Source organism: Geodermatophilus sp. Leaf369 (assembly GCF_001424455.1).
GTDB lineage: Bacteria > Actinomycetota > Actinomycetes > Mycobacteriales > Geodermatophilaceae > Klenkia.
This window is the reverse complement of sequence record NZ_LMQA01000003.1, coordinates 34,477-54,406: the sequence shown is the minus strand read 5'-3', so window position 1 is coordinate 54,406 and position 19,930 is coordinate 34,477. Positions and strand designations below refer to the sequence as shown.

The window sequence follows — 19,930 nt, the reverse complement described above, 5'->3', positions numbered from 1 at the left end:
GGCATCGTGGTCACTCGTCCTCGGGGTTGATGGGCTCGACCACCAGCACGACCCGTCCGTAGGCACTCTGCTGGGTCTCCGGATCGAGCCAGGTGAGCTGCCGGATCAGCTCAGCGGTGAGCACGATCGACTCCCCGGCGGCAAGGCGGCCCGAGCCCTGGAGGGGGACGTCCGCCAGCGCCCTGAGACGCACCAGCGCGGCGCCGGGGCGCGCGACGTGGTCCTCCACCACCTGTATCTGGATGCGGTTCCAGCGTCCGAGCTGGTCGGCCTCGCTGAGTCCATCGATCCAGCTCCGGCCGAGGGAGTTCTTGCTGTTCTCGTAGTCGTTCTCCGACAACCTGTAGAGCATGCCGGGCTGATAGTTGACCTTCCCGCCTGTCAGCGCGGTCCCCGGGGTGGGGACTAGGTGCAGCGGGAACTTTGGGGCGGTCATCGCGTGACCGGCCGGGGCTTGAGACCCCGGGACTCGACGCTGCCGAGGATGCGCGTGACCTCGTGGGCTTCCGGGCTGTCATCGAGGTACTCGGTGCCGCCGGTCGGGGGGAGCCCGAGAGCGTCGGCGTGCACGGCGGTGATCCGGTCGATCTCGATGATCTCCAACGCGGTGGGGTGGGCGGCCTGCCGCTGGACCCCGTTGTCGTCGCCGTCGGCCAACGTGTTCTCGTCGTCGAGGGCCTCGACCTCGGGGGCGGTCAGCTCCACCCGGTCGGAGAAGGCGGCGTTCGACGGCCGCTGCGGCGCCTTGGAGGGGCTGGAGGAGCCCGGGGCGTACTCCGAGGTGATCCGGTCGATCTCGGTCTGCTGCCACCGGCTGGGGGTGGCCTGCTGGGCCCGGCCCTCCAGGCTGGCGGCGTAGGTGGGGGAGTCGTAGACCCCACCCCGCTCGGAGTTGGTCGTCGCGATGAGCTGGGGGTCCTGCGGCTTGCCCCGCAGCTTGCCTGCCAGCACGGTGAGCTGACTGGGGTCGTACTTCATGGCGGTGTCCTCGCTGTCTGGGCTAGGGGTTCCGGCTCCCAGCGGGGCGCACGGCGGGCCAGGAGGACCCCCCACCCACAGCCGAGGCTCCAATCCCGGCTGGGGGCTGCCGTGCGCCCCGCTGGAAGTCGGCGGGGTCGTGCCGTGGTGCTGGGGGCCTGCACCGGGACCTCGGAGGAGTCCGTGCCACGAGGTCCCGGTGCAAGCTGTCCAGCTTGGCGACGGCGTCGCCGCCGTCCGGGGCGCCAAGCTGGAGCCCGGCCCGAGGAGCGACTCTCGGGCCGGGAGTCTGTGCGGTCAGCGGACGATGAAGGTCGAACTCTGCTTGGTGGGGACGGGGCCGAACTCGGCCGCGATGCGGGCGCGGGCGGCCTTCTGCTCACCCTCGGTCGCCAGGTTGTTGGCCCGGTAGACGGCCTCCTCGCGGGCGGTGATCCACCGGATCCCACCGGGCTCGTGCCGGGTCTTGCCCTCCGGCCATGGGCCGCGCTTGAGCTTGACCTCGCCCCAGCGCGCCACCTGCTCCTCCTCGGAGAGGTCGAAGATGCTGCGTCCGTCCCTGGAGTTCCGGCGGGCGGCCTCCAGGATCTCGGGGGTCACGATGAAGTCCGCGCCGTAGCCGAAGCACTCGGCCCAGGAAGCGTTGCCCTCGTGGTCGACCTGGGTCGGGACGGTGATGCCTCCTCCGACGAAGTGGACCTGGAAGGGCGCCTCGGTGGTCTCGGTCTGGGTGCTGGTCATGGGGTCTCCTCGTTGTTGGGGCGGACGAGCTGGAGTCGGGCGCTGGGATCACCGGCTGCGCGGCGCTGGAGGTGGGCCTCACCGAGGGAGCGGAGGGCGGCAGCCATCTCCTCCTGGCCGGTCTGCTCCACGGCCTTGGCGGCGACCTCGGCCAGCTCTGGGGCCTTGCCCAGGAGGTCGAACACCGCGTGCTTGAACGCCACGCCCTCGGCCAGCTCGGCGCGGGCGCCGTCGTTGGCGATGCCCAGCCGGTCGACAAGGAAGGTGACTGCGTCTCGCTCCTCGCGGGAGGCCAGCAGGGCGAGGCGCCCGTCTCCCTCTCGCATCGCGTGGTCCCGGATGTCGGCTGCTGCACCGACCTGCGCGAGCACCCGGTCGACGAGCTGGCCGATGCGGATGTCTTCGTGCTGGCGCTGGATGCCCAGGCTCACCTGCGGGGCGAGGTGCTCGTCCCGGTGACGCCCCAGGCTGCGCGGGGAGAGCCCGTAGCGCCGTCCGATGGTCTCCAGCGATACACGGCGGAAGGGCTCGGTGGGGAGGAGGTCGGCGTCGATCTGGCGGCGTTCTTCGTGGTGGCACACGGTGCAGGGCCTAGGCACGGGGTCCCTCCCCGGCGCTTTCGGCGGTCGTGGTGGCCTGGATGACCCTCGTGAAGTCGGCCAGGCTCAGCGTGACGAAGGACGCCTCGACCGGGGAGCCCCACCGGCGCTGGATGGTGGCGGCCAGCGGGCGGTGCAGGGCGTCTGCGTCAGCGCGGGCCCGGTCGACCGAGGCGGCTAGGAGCATCTGGCGGGCTGTACGGGCTCGCAGTGCCCACGTGGTGGCCGTTGAGGAGTCGGTCTTCTCCAGCTCCACCGTGCACGTGGCGGCGTCCAGATGGGCGCCGGGGAAGCCGTGGCCGCGCAGGTGCGAGATCAGCTCGGCGACGTACTGCCGGTTGAGTTGTTTGCTCGGGTGTCCCACACCTACTTCTTCGGAGCTGGGTGCCTTCAACCCCTCGAACGCCGGCCTTCGTGGTCGGTCTAGTCGGCGGCGACCCTGCGGCGGCAGCGGGGGCAGATGCCGACGTCGACCAACATCGCGGGGTCGAACTCGCGCTCACCGGAGAGCTGCACCCGGTCCCCACAGACGGCAGTGCCGAGCTGGTCACCGTCAGCGTGTACCTGGTCGGGGGCCAGTGCGTGGAGCGGGCCATCGAGTACTTCCACCGCACGGTCCCGGCCGTCCATCGAGGAGCCGAGAGTGCGCATCCTGCGTGCTTGGCCGATCCGGTAGCTGGTCACAGCCGGACGCTCTCACGGTGCGAGCCCATCGCGGGCCCTCATGGGTCCTACGTGGGGCTGGTGGCGTCGCGAAGTGGGGGAGTCAGGAGTGGAGGGTTCTGAGTCCACGTGGGGCTCAGGCAGGGGTGGTGCCTCGGTGGTCTCCAACGCGTGAGGCTCAACGACCCACTCGCTCTCCTCCCGCGAGGTGATGTGGGCTCGCAGGTACTTGGCCTCCACCTGTGCTGTCCAGACCTCGCCCGGGTGGGCCTGGTATGCCCACCGGTCGGCGAACCACTGGGCGGTCACCGATCCTCGGTCTAGGCCGAGCCGACCTCGTGTCCCTCGACGGCGCCCCGGTAGAGGGACATGACCTTGCGTGGTCGTCGAGCCCGCGCACCGTTCCTGGCGAACCCGACCCAGCTGAACAGGGTCGCCCACTCACCCTCTCCGGCCAGCTGTAAGGGCGCCTCGGCCATGTGCCAGACGTCGTAGACGAAGTTGGCGCCGTGATCGCGGTCCATCACGTCCTCGAAGCGCAGCTCGGCGAGTATCGAGGGGGCCTCGCGCTTGCCGTAGTGCTAGACGAGGTTCCACAGCTCATCGCGGGTGAAGACCCGACCCAGCCAGTGCACCTGGTAGCCAGCCCAGATCGCGACCTCCGACGGGTCAGTGAACTTGGGCATCTCGTGCTGATCCATGAGGTCGGGGTCCACCGCGTCATCCTCGTCGACCATCGGTGCAGCTCGACCAGCGAAGACAAGCGGGTCACCCGGAGGGGTCAGCTTCGCCCTGCGTTGGCCCCTCCTGGGGCTATCGCCGGTCGGGTGGGTCGCAGGGCCGGGGTCGTGAGGCTGTCCGCCGCCAGAGGTCCGTCGCGGGTTGCTCATATCTCGGTTCTGGTAGCCGCAAGCAGGTCCGAGAAGTCCACCTCGGACGCCTCGCAAACTATGCGTGCGGGCTTGTCCTCGCAGGCGTCCCGAATGGTGAGGTTGAGGAGGTCGGCAGCGTGGGTGAGCACTTGAGCGGCATCTCGGAGCTCAGTCGCCAGTTGTTGAGCGGCCCGGGTGTCGATGGTGTTCCGGTCGTGGCCCATTTGCAGGATCCGGAGCTGTGCCTGCAGCGTCGCGAGCGTCCGGATGACCGTCGCGGGCAGCCAGGCGGTCCTGGGGGTCTTCGTCGTCGTGGTCACGGTTCTTCTACGTGTTCGTAAGGTGCTGACGCCACCCGCGTGGTGATCTCGGCAGGGAGCAGTCAACTCCGCCCTGTGGTGGCGCCCACCTGACGTTATCGACGTCGGGATGGGCTCATTGGCCAGGTGACCGGCGTCGATGCCCTGGTCGGCGTAGTTGCTCAGCTCGCTCAGGGTCAGCTTCTGTGTCGCGGTGTGGGAGTGACTTCGTGGGGGGCGGGTTGGCCTGGCACCGACAAGTCGTGGTGGCGCTGACGTCGTAGGGCTCGCTGGCACCGTGCTCAGGCACGGCTCAGTGCAGCTTGCACCCGGCTTGATCCTCGCGGGCGTCGGGGTATTTCGATCTGGTGGTTGGTCCTGCCCATGTCTGCCTTCGTGGCCCCCCTAACGATCCCGGTGTGATCTCGGGGTCGATGGGCTCGGGCTTGGTCGTCGTGATCTCCACCGGCACCCGTCCGGTTGTACGGGTGGGAACGTCAGCTGGACCTTGGTGGTTGGCACGGCCGGATCGTCACCGAGCGCGGTGTCGTGCAGTGGGTGTCCGCGCGGCGGCTCTACTCCCTTGCCGGTTGACGCTCGCCAACGTGGGTCAATCGAGTACCGGCCGTGAAGGTGTTCATCAGCTGGTCGGGCTCGTACATCATGCAGATCGCGGAGGCGCCAGGGATACCTCTAGGAGATGGTCGACGCCGTGACGCCTTACACCTTGACCTCTGATGGGGGCGGCCAGTTCATCTTGGACGTTCGCCCCCCAGACGCGAACCCTGTACGCCATCGCGAGCGCCGCGATTCCTTCTGTGTGCAATCGGTCTGCGACCTGCCAGGCCCGCCCGCCATGGTCGGTTCCCGGCCTGAGAACGAGGCCGTGGGTGCGGGTGTCGAGCACCTCCGCGCGGCTCCGCCCTTGGCTTCCACAACGTCACCAACTACATTGCCGGAACACTCTTCGAGACCGGCGGGTGCGGCGTACGTCAACACCGACCTGGCCCGCGGGGGCTGTTCAGGAGGGCGTGTCGATCGCACGGCTGCGCACTGCGGAACGTCATATTTAGCGTGCGATATAAGGGGGAGTAGTGCCTAAAGGCGATCCAATTGAAACCTACCTGGCTCTGATCGACGCGGTGTCTGATGATGCAGAGTTGCTGCAGGTGCAGTACGTAGATCATCGAAATGCCCTGGCATCAGAATGGATCGAGCAGGCAGTTTTTGCCATTTTGACTGGTGCTGCCGGGTCGCTTGTCGCGACAATTACATACAGTGGCCGAGGCGTCCTTGATCAACTGTTGGCGAGGACGAGGGCATCTGAGAACGAACCCGCTGTAGACCACCGAGCCCTTGCGTTGGAATTAATCTCCGCTTTTTCTCAGGTCAGGGAGGACGAGTTTGAGAGGGCGATTTTACATGCTGCCCGGCGTTCCTTGGAAGAGCGTGGCATTGACGAAGAGCTAGTCAACCGCGTGGTTAACAATATGCGCGAGGCTCTCCGCGAGCGTAACCGCAGTAGCGAGTAGGCGTCCGTGAATAGTGCCGAGGCCGCCCCCTCCCTTTTCCTGGCGGGAACGCGGGGAGGAGTTGATTGCCCACCATTACCGCCACTCACGCGAGAGGCAATCCAAGAGGCCGCCAGGTCAAGCATTCCAATAGGTAAGAGGATCGAGGCTATAGCTCAGGAAATTGATGAGCTGGTAATTAGCGAGAAAATCAGCGTGCTATGGGCATCTCATTTGATGTCACTCCTCGAGATAGCAAGACGGCTAGCGGTAGAGGGTCTTAGTGAGGAGGCTAACGAGATAATCCGCGTCGAGCTCCTGGGCTCCTTGTTGGATTCCAATATCCCGGTTGACAGCAGGACACCGAGAAAGGATTTCCTCCAGGATCAAATGGCACGAGCGTTATTCCTCATGTGTCAGACGGCGTCATCTGGAGCGCTACAATCTCTCTTCGAGTTCACAGTTTCGAGTTTCAACGACCTTCGGTCTCGCCTGATCAACGAATCTTTTAATTATGAGGTCTGGTGCGACAATCTTCGTCGACTTTTCGTGGCCTGCTATCACGTAAACACCACCTTTTTAGTGCACATGCTTGAGGACGAGTTCAGCCAGCGCGATTTCGTTGCACTCGAGAATAGCCCCATTGAATCCATGATCAATCCGGTTAGAAGTATGCGTCGTACCCTCTTGATGCCAATATTCACACTCAAAGATCGACGCCGGTTACATCAGGGGACGATCGTGATCGAGGAGACGTTCTGCTGGATAGCCGTAATCAAGAATTCACAGGTTGACACCGAGACCGGAACTAGCTCTTGGCAGCGGACGATAATTCCATCACGCCGAACGGTCGACCATATTGTTGCGCAAATTATCGAGCGCGCCCAAACAGATCCAATTGCGGCTCGGCTTTACGCTCGTGAACAATTTCGCATGCGCTATAGTCTCCCTCGCTATGCTTTCGATTCGGTAGAAGCAACAATTAGGCAACTAAAATGATGCTCTTCGCCGCCCGTGCCGCATTGGGCCCGACTAAAGCCTGCTTGAGCGTCAACTCCTTCTCCTGTCCCGACCCGTACCCTAGCGTTACAATGATCGGCATTCGCACTTAGTCGCCAAGCGCACAAAGTGCCTGTTGGTAGTTCAGGCAGGGCCCTGGCGGCCCTGCCTTCGCATCTGCCCTCAGCCGTGCCGAGTCGTGCGAGACCACTGATCGGTCTTCTAGGCATAGGGGCGGAAGTGCCCGGCGCGGGCCGTGCGAGGCTCTGACTGAAGTTGTAACGGGTGGACGTCCGGAAGGTCTTGCTGAAGACGCAATACCTTGACGGGTTGGTAGCGCCTGGCAATCTGCTCAGCTCCCTCACTTCTTCACGGTGCAGGCCCATCTTGAGCCCCGCGTGGGGTTGGTTGCGCCAGTGTGGGCGGGGAGGCTTGGTGAAGAGGCTGATCTCTACGCGAGGCGCAGGGCGGTCAAGTGCTTAAGCCGGGTCGGTGGCCTCGACGCGCACGACCGTGATGACCTTGGGGGTCTTGTCCATGAGCAGGTCACTCGCGCTCGGGCGGGGAGCCGGTGCCGCGGCCTCGTGGGCCGTCCGGCGCTGCCCATCCAGGCTGTCGGCAGCGTGGGTCAGCGCACGCGCTGCGGTCCGCAGACGGTCGGCCAGCTCCCCGGCGGCCCGGGGGTCGGCTGCCACGGTTTCGACGTGGCGCTCCTGGAGTACCTGGAGCTGGACCTGGAGCCGGGTGAGGTCCCGGGTGTAGTCGCTGACGACGTCGGCGGCGGTCTTCTTGGGCGGTGCCATCGCGGTGGTCATGCTCCTTCTACGTGGTTGGGAGCGTCGGACGCCACCAGACCTTGATCTGCGTGTCCAGGTGAGTCACCCGGTGGGCTGAGCTGGGTTCAGCGTGGGCCCTCCTGGGCCCTACCTGACGTTGTCGACGTCGGGGTGGGCTCCTGGGCCTGGTTGGCGCTGTCGATGCCCCACGGGTCGACGTCGCGCATCTCGGTGAGGGTCAGCTTCCTGGGTGCCGGGGCGGGGGTGGGCTGCTCCTCGGGGACGTCGGTGGCTTGGTGGTGTTGCCGACGTCGGAGTACCCGCTGGCATCGTGCTCGGGCGAGGCTCAGCGCAGCTCGCACCCGGCTCGATCCTCGCGGCCGTCGGGGTGTCTTGATCTGGTGGTCGGTGCTGCCCGTGTCGGCCTTCTCGGCCTCCTGGGTGTCTCGGGGGGTGATCTTGGGGTCGATGGACTCGGGCTTGGTCGTCGTGGTCTCCACCAGCACCCCGACCCCCAACTGAGTCGGGTCTTGACCTTCGTGGACGGTGTCGGTGACCTGGTGGTCCTGGTCGGCACCCTCGGGGGCGCTCACGCGTGCTCCTGTGTGGGACGGACTTGTCTGTGCAACTCGACGGGTGTGGTTTTTGATCTTGCTCATGCGAGCACTCGCAGCCTGGACGACTAGAGCCACGATCTGGTCCACGCTGCCCTTGGTGGTCCGGTAGATCCACCGGGCGACGGTCTTGCCCTTAGGGCCGACCTTCCTGGTCTCGCTGGTGAAGCCCTCGGCGGCCATGAAGTCGAGGATCCAGTTGAAGTCCCCGTTGTTGGGGGTGGCGGGCTTGTCCCGGCCCGCGAAGTACGTAGTCAGCCCGGCGACCAGATGGCACCGGCGCACGGGCTCCAGGTTGTCGGCCATCCTGAGGACTAGGCGGACGACGGACTCAACAGAGTGCCGGGGTGACCCCAGGTGCTTGATGTCCGCGGCGACGGCGTCGAAGGCCTTCTGAGGGTCTTCCTGCGCCAGGAGCCACGCGCCCCCGACCCCGCCGATCAGGTGCCCGAAGGTTTCCTCCCGGCTCCACACACCCTGCGTCAGGGCCGCCCGGGTGAGGTCGAAGACCAAGGATCGGTCGGACTGGTAGTTGTAGGCGCCCGTCCACCCGAGGGGGACACCGTCCTGGTCAATGCCGCGCCGGTTGAGTCGACCGAGGTCGGCGCCCGGGGCGTGGGGACGGCCGTGGTGCAGGCGGTACGCATCGCCTGGCAGCAGGGGCAAGAACGCGGGTGCCGGACGGTCGTCAACGGCTATGGTCATGGCGCTCGACTCCTACAAAGTCGGGTCACGGCCCCGGTCCGCTACCAACGGATGCGGGGCCACTTCATGCCCGGCCAGAGGGCCGGACGGGTCCAGTACTACAGCCCTCGTCGGGTACTGGCACCCGAGTTCGCTGAGCACCGTCGGTCTGTCCGTCGGGCCGAGTTGACGGGGGTCAACCACGGCTGCTGACTGACTGTCGGTGGTCGGTGTGACGGTCGTCAGCGTGGAGTTGGCCGAGGAGTTGGCCCGGGTGCAGGACCCGGTGACGCCCCCGGTTGACGTAGCCGTCGTGCGGCCCCGGTGGTCCGTCAGTGACGTTGTGGAACCTGTTCGTCTGTATGGGTGGGGTCGTCGGCCGGGCCTTGGTGGCTGGCACGGCCTGATCGTCACCGAGCGCGGGGTCGTGCAGTGGGTGTCGGCGTCCCGGCTCTACCCGCTCGCCGGTTGACGACCGTCAACCGGGCTTGTTGAGTCTCAGCTGTGAAGGTCTTCATCAGCTGGTCCGGCCCTGAGAGCAAGCAGATCGCTGAGGCGCTGCGGGAGTGGCTCCCGGAGATGTTCGAGGCGGTGGACCCGTACATGAGCGCTCAGGACAACGGCGCGGGCGTTCGGTGGTCAACGGTCATCGCGGAACAGTTGGAGGAGAGCTCGTTCGGCATCTTGTGCTGCACGCCAAGCAACCTCGGCGCCCCATGGTTGAACTTTGAGGCGGGCGCATTGAGCAAGACCGTGGCGACGGCACGTGTTGTTCCGCTCTTGCACGATCTGAGCCCTGGCGACGTCGGGTCGCCGTTTTCGGAGTTCATGGCAGTGCGAGACGACGAAGACGGTGTCTGGGAGACCGTCAAAGCGATCAACAACTCGTTGGACACGAGCCGCGATGAGCCTGCTCTTCGTCGCGCCTTCGTGCGCACGTGGCCCGAGCTGAAGGTCAAGTTGGACGCCGTCGCGGCGCCGACGGCAACGGTAACGAGCCCGAAGCGGGAGGACAGAGAGCTGCTGGAGGAGATTTTGGAGCTGTTGCGTGCGCAGGCCAACGATCGAGCGTCCCAGTCGCCGTCTCCAGCCCGAACGCAGTCGGTGCGGACCCACGAGGTGCTTGCGGACGTCGAACGGCTGCGGGCGGTCTCCAACACTCTGGCGGCAAACCATCCGGGGTTGACGGTGTCGATCGACGAAGAGGCCGAGACTGTTCGGCTCATAGCTCCTTCTCACATGGAGGCTCAAGAGCGGAACGCCGTCAAGTTCGCGATGAGGAAGGCCGTGGACGAAGTGGGGTGGGAACTAGTCACCCGCCGCAGGATCCGCCCCCCGGGCACGGATGAAGTGACCCCGACGGGCTGACGCCCACCCTCGGCCGCGCCTGGCGGGCCCACCCCCTACCCGCGTAACAGCAGGCTCGGCCAAGTATCTGACGTTGGTCAACCCCGTCCGGTTGACGCGCGTCCACCTGTTGCGTCTGAGTAGGTAACCGACCGGTTCCTGGTGCGGAACCGGCTGATCGCGGCACTGACCCGGGGCACCGTGGTGGTGGAGGCCGCCGCCCGCTCCGGGGCCCAGGCCACCGCCCACCGGGCCCGGTCGCTGGGCAAGGTGCTGATGGCGGTCCCGGGGCCGGTGACCTCGGCGATGAGCGTGGGGTGCCACCAGCTGCTGCGCGAGGAGGCCGACCGTCCGGCGCTGCTGGTGACGTCGGCGGCGGAGGTGCTGGAGGCGGTGGGCCGGCTGGGTGCGGACCTGGCCGAGCCACCACCGGTCGCCGCCGGTCCGCGGGACGACCTGTCCGACGTCGCCCGGCGGGTGCTCGACGCCTGCCCGGTCCGCACCGGGGTCTCCCCGGACCGGCTCGCCGCCATCGCCGGCTGCACCGGCCTGGACGTGCTGCGGGTGCTCCCTGCGTTGGAGCTGGCCGGGCTGGTCGAGTGGACGGGCACGGGCTGGCGGGTCACGGGGGAGGGGCGGTCCGCCGACGGCGCGGTGGGTTGACCACCACCGGACCGGGGGAGAGGGTCGTCGGGTGACCAGCCGGACCGCGGAGCTGCGTGCCGGGCTGCCCCCGGCACTGCTCGAGCCGTTGGAGGCCTGGGTCGAGCACCTCGGCGTCGAGCGGGACCTGTCCGAGCACACCGTGCGCGCCTACACCGGGGACGTCGTCTCGCTGCTGGACCACCTCCGGCGCGGCGGCGGCACCAGCCCGGCCGACCTCGACTTGGCGACCCTGCGCAGCTGGCTGGCCCTGGGTCGCACCCGTGGGGACGGGAGGTCGACCACGGCCCGCCGCGCCGCCTCGGCCCGGTCCTTCACCGCGCACCTGCGGCGGACCGGGGTGCGCGCCGACGACGTCGGCCTCCGGTTGGCCAGCCCGGCCCGGCACCGCACCCTCCCCGACGTCCTGGCCGTCGACCAGGCCCGGGCGGTGCTCGAGGAGCGGCCACCGCCGGCCGCCGACGCCACCGCCGAGGACCGGGCCGCCGCGGTGCGCGACACGCTGGCGCTGGAACTGCTCTACGCCAGCGGGATCCGGGTCGGGGAGCTCGTCGGGCTCGACGTCGACGACGTGGACCGGGGCCGCCGGTTGCTGCGGGTGCTGGGCAAGGGCCGCAAGGAACGCAGCGTGCCCTACGGGGTGCCGGCGGAGCAGGCCCTGGAGCGGTGGCTGACCGCGGGCCGACCGGTGCTGGCCCGCCCCGACAGCGGGCCCGCGCTGCTGCTCGGCGTGCGCGGCGGGCGGTTGGACGCCCGGGAGGTCCGACGCGCCGTGCACGCGGCCACCGCGGGTGTCCCCGGCAGCCCCGACATCGGCCCGCACGGGCTGCGGCACTCGGCCGCCACGCACGTCCTGGAGGGCGGTGCCGACCTCCGCTCGGTCCAGGAGCTGCTCGGTCACGCTAGCCTCGCGACGACGCAGGTCTACACGCACGTGACGGTCGAACGGCTCCGTGCGGTGCATGCGCGAGCACACCCACGGGCCTGAGGGGGACGCAGCAGTGACGGGGATGTCCGACGGGAGCACCGGCTCGGCGAGGTGGACACGTGGCTGAGGCGACGGTCCACCCGATCAGCGGCGGTGGTGCGGGGGCGGTCGACCCGGCCGACGCGGCGCTGGCCGACCTCTGGGCGCGCTACGTGCAGGGCCGGGACTCCGGCCTGCGGGACCGGCTGATCCTGCACTACGCACCGCTGGTGAAGTACGTGGCCGGCCGGGTCGGCAGCGGCATGCCCGCGCACGTGGAGCAGGCCGACCTGGTCTCCTACGGCACCTTCGGGCTGATCGACGCGATCACCCGGTACGAGCCCTCCCGCGAGGTCAAGTTCGAGAGCTACGCGATGGCCCGCATCCGCGGCGCGATCATCGACGAGCTCCGCTCCACCGACTGGATCCCGCGCTCGGTGCGGATGCGGGCCCGGGAGTTCGAGCGCACGGTCGCGGCGCTGGAGACCCAGCTGCAGCGCAGCCCCACCGACGCCGAGGTCGCCGCCGAGATGGGCGTCGAGGTCGAGGAGATCCGCAAGTTCCTCGGCCAGCTGTCCCTGGTCAACGTGGTGGCTCTGGACGAGCTGCTCGGTGACGAGGACGGCAGCAGCCCCCGGCTGGTCGACACCCTGCAGGACTCCGACGCCCTGGACCCCCAGGCGATGGCCGAGCACGGCGAGGCCCGCCAGCTCCTGGCCCGGGCCGTGGAGCAGCTGCCCGACCGGGAGAAGGTCGTGGTCAGCCTCTACTACTTCGAGGGGCTCACCCTGGCCGAGATCGGCCGGGTGCTCGGGGTGACCGAGAGCCGGATCTGCCAGCTGCACACCAAGGCCGTCCTGCACCTGCGTACCAAGCTCGCCGACATCGCCTGACGGCGCGGCGGGGAGGCCGACCGTGGTGTCGGCCTCCCGCCCGGCCGGGTAGCCCCCGGCATGACCGTCACCCCTGGCCGCCGGCCACCGCCGACCCTCGTCGACGCCAACCGGCTCTGGGTGGACTCGCGGGCCCGCTTCGAGATCGGCCTGCGCGTCGAGGGCGGCGCCCTGGCCGACCTGGGGGCGCGGGGCGAGACCGCCCTGGACGTCGGCACCGGGCGGCGGGGTCTGGGTGCCCGGGTCGCGCTGACCCGGCTCGGTGCCACCTCGGTGACCGCGCTGGACGTGCACCGGGCCTCGGTGGACGCCGCCCGGGCCGCACTGGCCGACCTCGGCGACCGCGTCGTCGTCCGCGAGGGCGACGCCACCGCCCTCCCGTCCGCCGACGACAGCCAGGACCTCGTCGTCTCGCTGCACACGCTGCACCACGTCGTGGACTGGCGGTCCGCGGTGCGCGAGTACGCCCGGGTGCTCCGCCCCGGCGGCCGGCTGGCCTACGCCGAGATGACCGCCCGGTTCGTGGACTCCCGCCCGCTGCGCGCGGTCTCCCGGCACCCGGCGGACCGCTTCTCCGAGGACGAGCTGCTGCTCGCCCTGGGGGCAGCGGGGTTCGACGTCCCGGCCCGCACCCACCGCAGCCGGGCCGGCGGCCGCTGGCTGCTCGGCGTCGCCACCCGCCGGTGACCGGCACGCTCCGCTCCGCCCTGGCACTGCTGCGCCGGCACGCCGGGCCCGCCTACCTGGCCGCCCTGCTCGCGACGCTGGTCAACACCGTCCCCGACGTGGGCCGCAAGGTCCTGGTCTGGGACGACCCGAGCGGGTGGCACGCGCTCGCCGTGGCCGTCGTCGGGGTGCTCACCGCCGCAGTGGCCCAGCTCTGGGTGACCGGCGTGGTGGCGGGGCTGACCCACGACGGGTCGGCCCGGTGGTCCGGTGCGTTGCGCCGGGGGACCGGACTGGCCTGGGTGGCGGTCCGCCGTGCGCCCCGCACGGTGCTGGCCGGCCTCGTGACCGGAGGTGCCGTCTCCGCGCTGCTGACCCTGCCCGCCTCGGTGGCCGCGCTGGGGCTGGACCGGCTGCTCGGCCCGCTGGACTCCCCGGCCGTGGGGGCCTTCGCCGTCGCCGCGGTCAGCGACGTGGTCGCCAGCGTGGTGACCCTGCCGTTCCTGGCCTTCGTCCTGGTGCTCGCCGGCTCCCGGGAGGCGGTTGGTCCTGGGGGAGGCCTGGGCAGGGACCGGGGATGACCGACACCTGGGCCACCACGCGGCTGAGCATCGGGTCCCTGTCCATGTGGCTCGGGACCGTCGCGCTCTTCGCCCCCCGTCGCATGGCCCGGCTCCTGGGCGTCCGGGCCGACGCCACGCACACCGACGTCGCGCTCCCGCTCCTCGTCCGGCTGGTCGCCGCCCGCAACATCGCCATGGGTGCCGCTCTGCTGGTCACCCCGCCACCGCAGGCCCAGCGCACCACCGAGGTGACGCTGCTGCTGACCGGGATCGACGCCGCAGCCGTGCTGGTCGCCACCCGGGGTGGGGACACGAAGGCCCGCAGCGCGGTGCTGTCGCTGGCCGTCCTCGCCACGTCGACGGCGGGCCTCCTGCACTGGCGTCGCCGCTGACCGCTCACCCCGGCTCCCACGGCAGCAGTCGGACGCGGGGTGGGACGAGCAGGGTGAGCGGGTCGAGGTAGACCTCGCCGCGGCGCAGGCCCCAGTGCAGGCAGGCCTCGCCGGGGCAGGGCGCGTGGCCGGTGAGCAGGGTGCCCAGCGGGGTGCCCCGCGCGACCGGTTGCCCGGCTGCCACCACGGCCGTCACCGGCTCGTAGGTGGTGCGCAGCCCACCGGCGTGGTCGACGCTCACCACCGGTCGCCCGGCCACCTGGCCGGCGAACACCACGACGCCGGGCCCGGCCGCCAGCACCGTCGTCCCCACCGCGGCGACGAGGTCCACCCCGCGGTGCCCGGGGCCGTACCGGCCCGCCTCGGGGTCCAGCACCCGGCCGAGGACCGGTGGCCCGGGCACCGGCCAGCCGTAGAGACCCACGGGCACCGCTGCCGGGGGAGCGGCGGCCGCCGGTCCCGGGCCCGCGACCACGCCCCACAGCAGGGCGAGGACGACGACGGCGACGCGTACCCGGGACACCCCGTCAGCCTCGGGCCGCGACGGGCCGAACGGTGCTCGACGGGCACACCTGTGGACGGCGGCCCCGCCTGGGGACGACCGGCGGGGACCACCCGCTGCCGGGGCGTATGCTCTCGTACGCGGCTGGTCTCACGACCGGTCGACTTCGCGTGTCCCCCTCCCACCGCCACTGCGGTGGGGCGACGCCTCCTCGGTCCCGCCCAGCGGGGGAGTGGCTCGTCCGGGACACCAGGGCGAGGCGCCGACCCGGCGCCCGCGACAACCGAGGAAGCGCGGTGCGGACGGCCTGTGGGCCGACCCCCGCGCGCAGACACAGAGAGGCTGTGCACGTGGCAGTCGTCACCATGAAGAACCTGCTCGACAGCGGGGTCCACTTCGGGCACCAGACCCGTCGCTGGAACCCGAAGATGAAGCGCTTCATCTTCACCGAGCGCAACGGCATCTACATCATCGACATCCAGCAGACGCTGGGTTACATCGACCAGGCCTACGAGTTCGTGAAGCAGACCGTGGCCCACGGCGGTTCGATCATGTTCATCGGCACCAAGCGCCAGGCGCAGGAGGTCATCGCCGAGCAGGCGACCCGCGTCGGCATGCCCTACGTGAACCAGCGCTGGCTGGGCGGCATGCTCACCAACTTCCAGACCGTCTACAAGCGCCTGGAGCGGCTCAAGGAGCTCGAGGACCTCGAGTCGACCGGCTCGCTGGTCAGCCTCTCCAAGAAGGAGCAGCTGGTCCTCTCCCGCGAGAAGGCCAAGCTCGAGCGCTCCCTCGGCGGCATCCGGGACATGAAGAAGGTCCCGAGCGCGGTCTGGATCGTCGACACCAAGAAGGAGCACATCGCCGTCGGCGAGGCCCGCAAGCTGGGCATCCCCGTCGTCGCGATCCTCGACACCAACTGCGACCCCGACGAGGTCGACTACAAGATCCCGGGCAACGACGACGCCATCCGCAGCGCCGCCCTGCTGACCCGGGTCATCGCCGACGCCGTCGCCGAGGGCCTCATGGCCCGCTCGGCCGCGCAGGCCAACGCCGGTCGCGGCGAGGACGGTGCCCAGGCGCCGGCCGCCGAGCCGCTGGCCGACTGGGAGAAGGAGCTGCTGACCGGTGGTCAGGGCGCCGACGCCGCTGCGCCGGCCGACAGCTCGGTCCCCGCCGACGCCGCCACCGAGACCCCGGCTGCCGAGGCCCCCGCGGCCGAGGCCCCGGTCGTCACCGAGGCCGAGCAGGCCCCCAACGCGGGCGAGCCGGCCGCCGAGGCGACCGCGGAGTCCAGCACCCCCCAGGCGTGACCCGACGGCGCCGCCGTCCGTTCCCACCGGGACGGACGGCGGCGCCGCGGCATGTCCCCACCACCGTCAGATCCGCACAGAAGAGGAAGTGACATGGCTGCTGTCACCGCTGCCGACGTCAAGCGTCTCCGCGACGCCACCGGCGCCGGCATGATGGACTGCAAGAAGGCCCTGACCGAGGCCGACGGCGAGTACGACAAGGCCGTCGAGATCCTCCGCGTCAAGGGCGCCAAGGACGTCGGCAAGCGCCTGGAGCGCTCGACGACCAACGGCCTGGTCGTCAGCCGCGACGGCGTGCTGCTCGAGCTCGACTGCGAGACCGACTTCGTCGCCAAGAACAAGGACTTCGCCGCGCTGGCCGAGCGCCTGCTCGACGTCGTCGTGGCCGAGAAGCCCGCCGACGTGGCCGCCCTGCTGGCCGCGCCGATGGAGGGCTCCACCGTCGCCGACGTCGTCGAGGGCGAGTCCGCGCGCATCGGCGAGAAGCTGGTCCTCTCCCGCTTCGCCGTCTTCGAGGGCCCCACGGCCACCTACCTGCACAAGCGGGCCACCGACCTGCCCCCGGCCATCGGTGTCGCGGTGCAGTACTCGGCCGGCTCCGAGGACGCCGCCCGGTCGCTGGCGATGCACATCGCCGCCGCCCGTCCGCGCTACCTCACCCGCGAGGAGGTCCCGGCGGAGACCGTCGAGACCGAGCGTCGGGTCGCCGAGCAGACGGCCAAGGAGGAGGGCAAGCCCGAGCAGGCGATCGTCAAGATTGTCGAGGGTCGGGTCAACGCCTACTACAAGGACTTCGTGCTCCTGGAGCAGCCGTCCATCACCGAGCCCAAGCGCACGGTGAAGCAGGTCATCGGCGACGCGGGCCTGACCGTCGACCGGTTCGTCCGGTTCGAGGTCGGCCAGTCCTGAGTCCCACCCAGCACGACCCCACCGGCCCCGTCCCTCTCCACGAGGGCGGGGCCGGTGGTCTGTCCGGCGCCGCTGCCGAAGCGGCACGGATGCGGCAGGATCGCCCAGAAGCCCACGACGCGGTACAGCCCAGCTGTACGGATGAGGACCCCGTGACTGCGAACGAACTCCCGTTGTCGGCCCCCACCGCCTTCAAGGCGGCCGATGCCGGCGGCTACGACCGGGTGCTGCTCAAGCTCTCCGGCGAGGCCTTCGGCGGCGGCAACGTCGGCGTCGACCCCGTCATCGTCCGCGACATCGCCGAGCAGCTGAAGACCGTCGTCGACCGGGGCACCCAGGTGGCCATCGTGGTCGGCGGCGGCAACTTCTTCCGCGGTGCCGAGCTCTCCCAGGCCGGCATGGACCGGGGGCACGCCGACTACATGGGCATGCTCGGCACGGTGATGAACTGCCTGGCCCTGCAGGACTTCTGCGAGAAGGCCGGCATCGAGACCCGGGTGCAGACCGCCATCACGATGGGCCAGGTCGCCGAGCCCTACATCCCGCGCAAGGCGATGCGGCACCTGGAGAAGGGCCGGCTGGTCATCTTCGGCGCCGGCGCCGGGATGCCCTACTTCTCCACCGACACCGTGGCGGCCCAGCGGGCCCTGGAGATCGAGTGCCAGGTGCTGCTGATGGCCAAGAACGGGGTGGACGGCGTCTACGACGACGACCCGCGCACCAACCCCGCGGCCACCATGTACCGCGACCTCGACTACGCCAAGGTGCTGGCCGACCAGCTCGCCGTCGCCGATGCCACCGCGATCAGCCTCTGCATGGACAACCGGATGCCGATCGTGGTGTTCAACCTGCTGCAGGACGGCAACATCGCCCGCGCGGTCGCAGGTGAGAGGATCGGGACGTTGATCAGCCGTCCCGCCTGACCGCCCCGCGCAGCACCGGCGGTCCCCGGGACCGCTCGACCCACCAGCCGCAGCACCGCCCGGCACCCGGGCACCAGGAGGAGACACACGTGATCGACGACACCCTGCTCGACGCCGAGGAGCGGATGGACAAGGCCCTGTCGGTCGCCCGGGAGGACCTCGGTTCGGTCCGCACCGGCCGCGCTGCCCCGTCGATGTTCAACCGCATCGTCGTCGAGTACTACGGCGCGATGACCCCGGTCCCGCAGATGGCTTCCATCACCGTCCCCGAGGCGCGGATGGCCGTCATCAAGCCCTACGACTCCGGGCAGCTGACGGCCATCGAGAAGGCCATCCGCAACTCCGACCTCGGCGTGAACCCGACCAACGACGGTCAGCTGATCCGGGTGAACTTCCCCCAGCTGACCGAGGAGCGTCGGCGCGACCTGGTCAAGCAGGCCCGCAGCAAGGGCGAGGACGCCAAGATCGCGATCCGCAACGTCCGCCGCCGGGCCAAGGAGGAGCTGGACCGGATCAACAAGGACGGCGAGGCCGGCGAGGACGAGGTGCGCCGCGCGGAGAAGGAGCTCGACGACCTCACCGCCCAGCACATCTCCGGCATCGACGACGCGATGAAGAACAAGGAGACCGAGCTGCTCGAGGTCTGAGCCGCCCGAACCCGCCGCCGTGACCAGGCCCTCCGCGATGACCCGCTCCGACGACGACGTCCCCGGCGACTCCCCCCTCGACGGGGACCAGCCGGGTGCCGACGACGAGTACCCCGATCTCCTGCCCCCGGCCGAGCCGGCCGGACCCGAGGAGCTGGCGGGGCCCCCGCTGACGGCCATCCCCGGGGCGCTGGGCGCGGAGGTCACCGGGGTGGCGCCGCAGGACACCCCCGCCGGTCCGCGGCCGACCGGTCGGGCCGGGCGCAACATGGGCTCGGCGGTGGGCGTCGGCCTCGGGCTGGGCGCGGTCGTGCTGGCCACGCTGTTCCTGTACCGGCCGGCGTTCCTCGTCGTCATCGCCCTGGCGGTGGTGGTCAGCGTGACCGAGCTGACCCGGGCGATGGACGCCGGTGGTCACCGGCCGCCGCTGCCCCCGGTGCTGGTCGGCGGCCTGCTCATGGTCGGGCTCGCCTGGACCCGCGGGTCATCCGGGCTGGTCGTGGGCTTCCTGCTCACCGTCGTCGCGGTCCTGCTGTGGCGGCTGGGCGACGGTCCGGTCGGCTACCTCCGCGACGCCTCCGCGGCGGTCTTCGTGACCCTCTACGTGCCGCTGCTGGCCGGGTTCGCCGTGCTGCTGCTGGCACCCGACGACGGGGTCGCGCGGGTGCTCGCGTTCATCGTCTGCGTGGTCTGCAGCGACGTCGGCGGCTTCGCCGCCGGGGTGCTGTTCGGCAAGCACCCGATGGCCCCGTCGGTCAGCCCGAAGAAGTCCTGGGAGGGCCTGGCCGGGTCGGTCGCGCTCTGCGTGGCGGCCGGGGTGCTGCTGCTGACCCTCACCTTCCACGGCCCCTGGTGGGGCGGGGTCGTCTTCGGCGTGGCGATCGCCCTCACCGCGACCCTGGGCGACCTGGGGGAGTCCCTGCTCAAGCGCGACCTCGGGATCAAGGACATGGGCACCCTGCTGCCCGGCCACGGCGGCCTGATGGACCGGATGGACTCCCTGCTGCCCTCGGCCGTCGTAGCCTGGCTGCTGCTGACGGCGATCGTCCCGGCCTAGAGCTCGGGCAGGTCGCCCGCCCCGCGGGGGCGCGGCCAGGCCACCACCGACCGGACGGCGGTCACCGGCAGGGGGCCGTACAGGTGCGGGAACCGCATCGACGCCGGGTCGGTGGGGACACCGGGCTCGAAACGGACCTCGTCGACCAGCGCCGACTCGTCGACGACGAGCAGCACCACGTCGTCGGTGTCGTCGAACAGGCGCTGGGCCGGCAGGTGCACCTGGTCGGGGGTCGACAGGTGGACGAAGCCGACCTCGGGGAGCGGGTGGACCGCGCCGGCCGTGCGGGCGGCGGACCAGGCCTCGGGGGTGGTCAGGTGCAGCAGCATCGGGCCTGTCTACCCGAGTGGCC

Annotated in this window: 27 protein-coding genes; 14 read left to right on the top strand and 13 right to left on the bottom strand. The window is 70.0% G+C overall.

Annotated features, from left to right (window positions below; translation table 11 throughout):
- Positions 1–10 precede the first annotated feature (10 nt).
- The 9 genes from ASG36_RS14630 to ASG36_RS14595 all read right to left on the bottom strand — a co-directional run bounded on the left by ASG36_RS14630 (position 11) and on the right by ASG36_RS14595 (position 4,173).
- On the bottom strand, positions 11–436 hold the full coding sequence (locus tag ASG36_RS14630; protein WP_055765367.1) for a hypothetical protein: 426 nt from the start codon (positions 434–436) through the stop codon (positions 11–13).
- Positions 433–978: a hypothetical protein gene (locus ASG36_RS14625; RefSeq protein WP_055765364.1), complete on the bottom strand. Its 546-nt coding sequence runs from the start codon at positions 976–978 to the stop codon at positions 433–435. Before ASG36_RS14625 ends, ASG36_RS14630 begins: the two co-directional genes overlap by 4 nt.
- 297 nt (positions 979–1,275) lie before the next feature.
- Entirely contained in the window at positions 1,276–1,719 is a 444-nt protein-coding gene (locus ASG36_RS14620) for a hypothetical protein (RefSeq protein ID WP_055765361.1), read from the bottom strand.
- The gene (locus ASG36_RS14615; protein ID WP_157498833.1) at positions 1,716–2,300 is read right to left on the bottom strand and encodes a hypothetical protein; all 585 of its coding nucleotides are present in this window, start codon (positions 2,298–2,300) and stop codon (positions 1,716–1,718) included. The genes ASG36_RS14620 and ASG36_RS14615 overlap by 4 nt, the downstream gene beginning before the upstream one ends.
- A gap of 10 nt (positions 2,301–2,310) precedes the next feature.
- Positions 2,311–2,682: a hypothetical protein gene (locus ASG36_RS14610; RefSeq protein ID WP_055765355.1), complete on the bottom strand. Its 372-nt coding sequence runs from the start codon at positions 2,680–2,682 to the stop codon at positions 2,311–2,313.
- A 59-nt stretch (positions 2,683–2,741) separates the two neighbouring features.
- Positions 2,742–3,002 (bottom strand): hypothetical protein, encoded by a 261-nt coding sequence (locus ASG36_RS14605; protein WP_055765352.1) that lies wholly within the window; start codon positions 3,000–3,002, stop codon positions 2,742–2,744.
- A 299-nt stretch (positions 3,003–3,301) separates the two neighbouring features.
- Positions 3,302–3,508 carry a hypothetical protein gene (locus tag ASG36_RS14600; RefSeq protein WP_055765349.1) on the bottom strand — a complete coding sequence of 69 codons (207 nt, stop codon included), beginning with the start codon at positions 3,506–3,508 and terminating at the stop codon, positions 3,302–3,304.
- A 54-nt stretch (positions 3,509–3,562) separates the two neighbouring features.
- The gene (locus ASG36_RS21995; protein ID WP_157498831.1) at positions 3,563–3,718 is read right to left on the bottom strand and encodes a hypothetical protein; all 156 of its coding nucleotides are present in this window, start codon (positions 3,716–3,718) and stop codon (positions 3,563–3,565) included.
- A gap of 149 nt (positions 3,719–3,867) precedes the next feature.
- Positions 3,868–4,173, bottom strand: a complete 306-nt coding sequence (locus ASG36_RS14595) for a hypothetical protein (protein WP_055765345.1) — start codon at positions 4,171–4,173, stop codon at positions 3,868–3,870.
- 1,073 nt (positions 4,174–5,246) lie between these two features.
- Between ASG36_RS14595 and ASG36_RS21990 the strand changes: the two genes are divergently transcribed.
- The gene (locus ASG36_RS21990) at positions 5,247–5,684 is read left to right on the top strand and encodes a hypothetical protein (RefSeq protein ID WP_157498830.1); all 438 of its coding nucleotides are present in this window, start codon (positions 5,247–5,249) and stop codon (positions 5,682–5,684) included.
- Positions 5,685–5,690: 6 nt separating this feature from the next.
- Positions 5,691–6,662, top strand: a complete 972-nt coding sequence (locus tag ASG36_RS21985) for a hypothetical protein (protein ID WP_157498829.1) — start codon at positions 5,691–5,693, stop codon at positions 6,660–6,662.
- Between the two features lie 479 nt (positions 6,663–7,141).
- On the opposite strand, the gene ASG36_RS14590 is transcribed toward ASG36_RS21985, so the two are convergent.
- Both ASG36_RS14590 and ASG36_RS14585 read right to left on the bottom strand, forming a co-directional pair.
- The gene (locus tag ASG36_RS14590; RefSeq protein ID WP_055765342.1) at positions 7,142–7,477 is read right to left on the bottom strand and encodes a hypothetical protein; all 336 of its coding nucleotides are present in this window, start codon (positions 7,475–7,477) and stop codon (positions 7,142–7,144) included.
- An 86-nt stretch (positions 7,478–7,563) separates the two neighbouring features.
- A complete protein-coding gene (locus tag ASG36_RS14585) occupies positions 7,564–8,358 on the bottom strand; it encodes a hypothetical protein (RefSeq protein ID WP_157498828.1) in 795 nt (264 codons plus the stop codon).
- An 882-nt stretch (positions 8,359–9,240) separates the two neighbouring features.
- Between ASG36_RS14585 and ASG36_RS14575 the strand changes: the two genes are divergently transcribed.
- The 7 genes from ASG36_RS14575 to ASG36_RS14545 all read left to right on the top strand — a co-directional run bounded on the left by ASG36_RS14575 (position 9,241) and on the right by ASG36_RS14545 (position 14,227).
- Positions 9,241–10,104, top strand: a complete 864-nt coding sequence (locus ASG36_RS14575) for a toll/interleukin-1 receptor domain-containing protein (RefSeq protein WP_055765331.1) — start codon at positions 9,241–9,243, stop codon at positions 10,102–10,104.
- A 141-nt stretch (positions 10,105–10,245) separates the two neighbouring features.
- Complete coding sequence (locus tag ASG36_RS14570) at positions 10,246–10,746, top strand: DNA-processing protein DprA (RefSeq protein ID WP_055765328.1); 501 nt, start codon at positions 10,246–10,248, stop codon at positions 10,744–10,746.
- 31 nt (positions 10,747–10,777) lie between these two features.
- Positions 10,778–11,734, top strand: coding sequence for a tyrosine recombinase XerC (locus ASG36_RS14565; protein WP_082523164.1), 957 nt, complete (start codon positions 10,778–10,780; stop codon positions 11,732–11,734).
- Between the two features lie 59 nt (positions 11,735–11,793).
- Positions 11,794–12,606, top strand: a complete 813-nt coding sequence (gene whiG, locus ASG36_RS14560; protein ID WP_082523163.1) for an RNA polymerase sigma factor WhiG — start codon at positions 11,794–11,796, stop codon at positions 12,604–12,606.
- A 60-nt stretch (positions 12,607–12,666) separates the two neighbouring features.
- Complete coding sequence (locus tag ASG36_RS14555; RefSeq protein WP_055765325.1) at positions 12,667–13,293, top strand: class I SAM-dependent methyltransferase; 627 nt, start codon at positions 12,667–12,669, stop codon at positions 13,291–13,293.
- Positions 13,290–13,853 carry a hypothetical protein gene (locus tag ASG36_RS14550; protein ID WP_055765322.1) on the top strand — a complete coding sequence of 188 codons (564 nt, stop codon included), beginning with the start codon at positions 13,290–13,292 and terminating at the stop codon, positions 13,851–13,853. The genes ASG36_RS14555 and ASG36_RS14550 overlap by 4 nt, the downstream gene beginning before the upstream one ends.
- The gene (locus ASG36_RS14545; RefSeq protein ID WP_055765319.1) at positions 13,850–14,227 is read left to right on the top strand and encodes a DUF4267 domain-containing protein; all 378 of its coding nucleotides are present in this window, start codon (positions 13,850–13,852) and stop codon (positions 14,225–14,227) included. The genes ASG36_RS14550 and ASG36_RS14545 overlap by 4 nt, the downstream gene beginning before the upstream one ends.
- A 4-nt stretch (positions 14,228–14,231) precedes the next feature.
- On the opposite strand, the gene ASG36_RS14540 is transcribed toward ASG36_RS14545, so the two are convergent.
- Positions 14,232–14,750: a M23 family metallopeptidase gene (locus tag ASG36_RS14540; RefSeq protein ID WP_055765315.1), complete on the bottom strand. Its 519-nt coding sequence runs from the start codon at positions 14,748–14,750 to the stop codon at positions 14,232–14,234.
- Positions 14,751–15,079: 329 nt separating this feature from the next.
- Between ASG36_RS14540 and rpsB the strand changes: the two genes are divergently transcribed.
- From rpsB to ASG36_RS14515, 5 genes are all read left to right on the top strand, one after another.
- Positions 15,080–16,042, top strand: a complete 963-nt coding sequence (gene rpsB, locus ASG36_RS14535; protein WP_055766215.1) for a 30S ribosomal protein S2 — start codon at positions 15,080–15,082, stop codon at positions 16,040–16,042.
- Between the two features lie 93 nt (positions 16,043–16,135).
- Positions 16,136–16,951 carry a translation elongation factor Ts gene (gene tsf / locus ASG36_RS14530; protein ID WP_055765312.1) on the top strand — a complete coding sequence of 272 codons (816 nt, stop codon included), beginning with the start codon at positions 16,136–16,138 and terminating at the stop codon, positions 16,949–16,951.
- 173 nt (positions 16,952–17,124) lie between these two features.
- A complete protein-coding gene (gene pyrH, locus ASG36_RS14525) occupies positions 17,125–17,874 on the top strand; it encodes a UMP kinase (RefSeq protein WP_055765310.1) in 750 nt (249 codons plus the stop codon).
- Positions 17,875–17,963: 89 nt separating this feature from the next.
- Positions 17,964–18,521, top strand: a complete 558-nt coding sequence (gene frr / locus ASG36_RS14520) for a ribosome recycling factor (protein WP_055765307.1) — start codon at positions 17,964–17,966, stop codon at positions 18,519–18,521.
- A gap of 37 nt (positions 18,522–18,558) precedes the next feature.
- Positions 18,559–19,578 (top strand): phosphatidate cytidylyltransferase, encoded by a 1,020-nt coding sequence (locus tag ASG36_RS14515; RefSeq protein ID WP_082523201.1) that lies wholly within the window; start codon positions 18,559–18,561, stop codon positions 19,576–19,578.
- Here the strand turns inward: ASG36_RS14515 and ASG36_RS14510 are convergent.
- Positions 19,575–19,907, bottom strand: coding sequence for a DUF952 domain-containing protein (locus ASG36_RS14510; protein ID WP_055765304.1), 333 nt, complete (start codon positions 19,905–19,907; stop codon positions 19,575–19,577). The two genes, ASG36_RS14515 and ASG36_RS14510, sit on opposite strands and share 4 nt — an antisense overlap.
- Between the last annotated feature and the right edge of the window lie 23 nt (positions 19,908–19,930).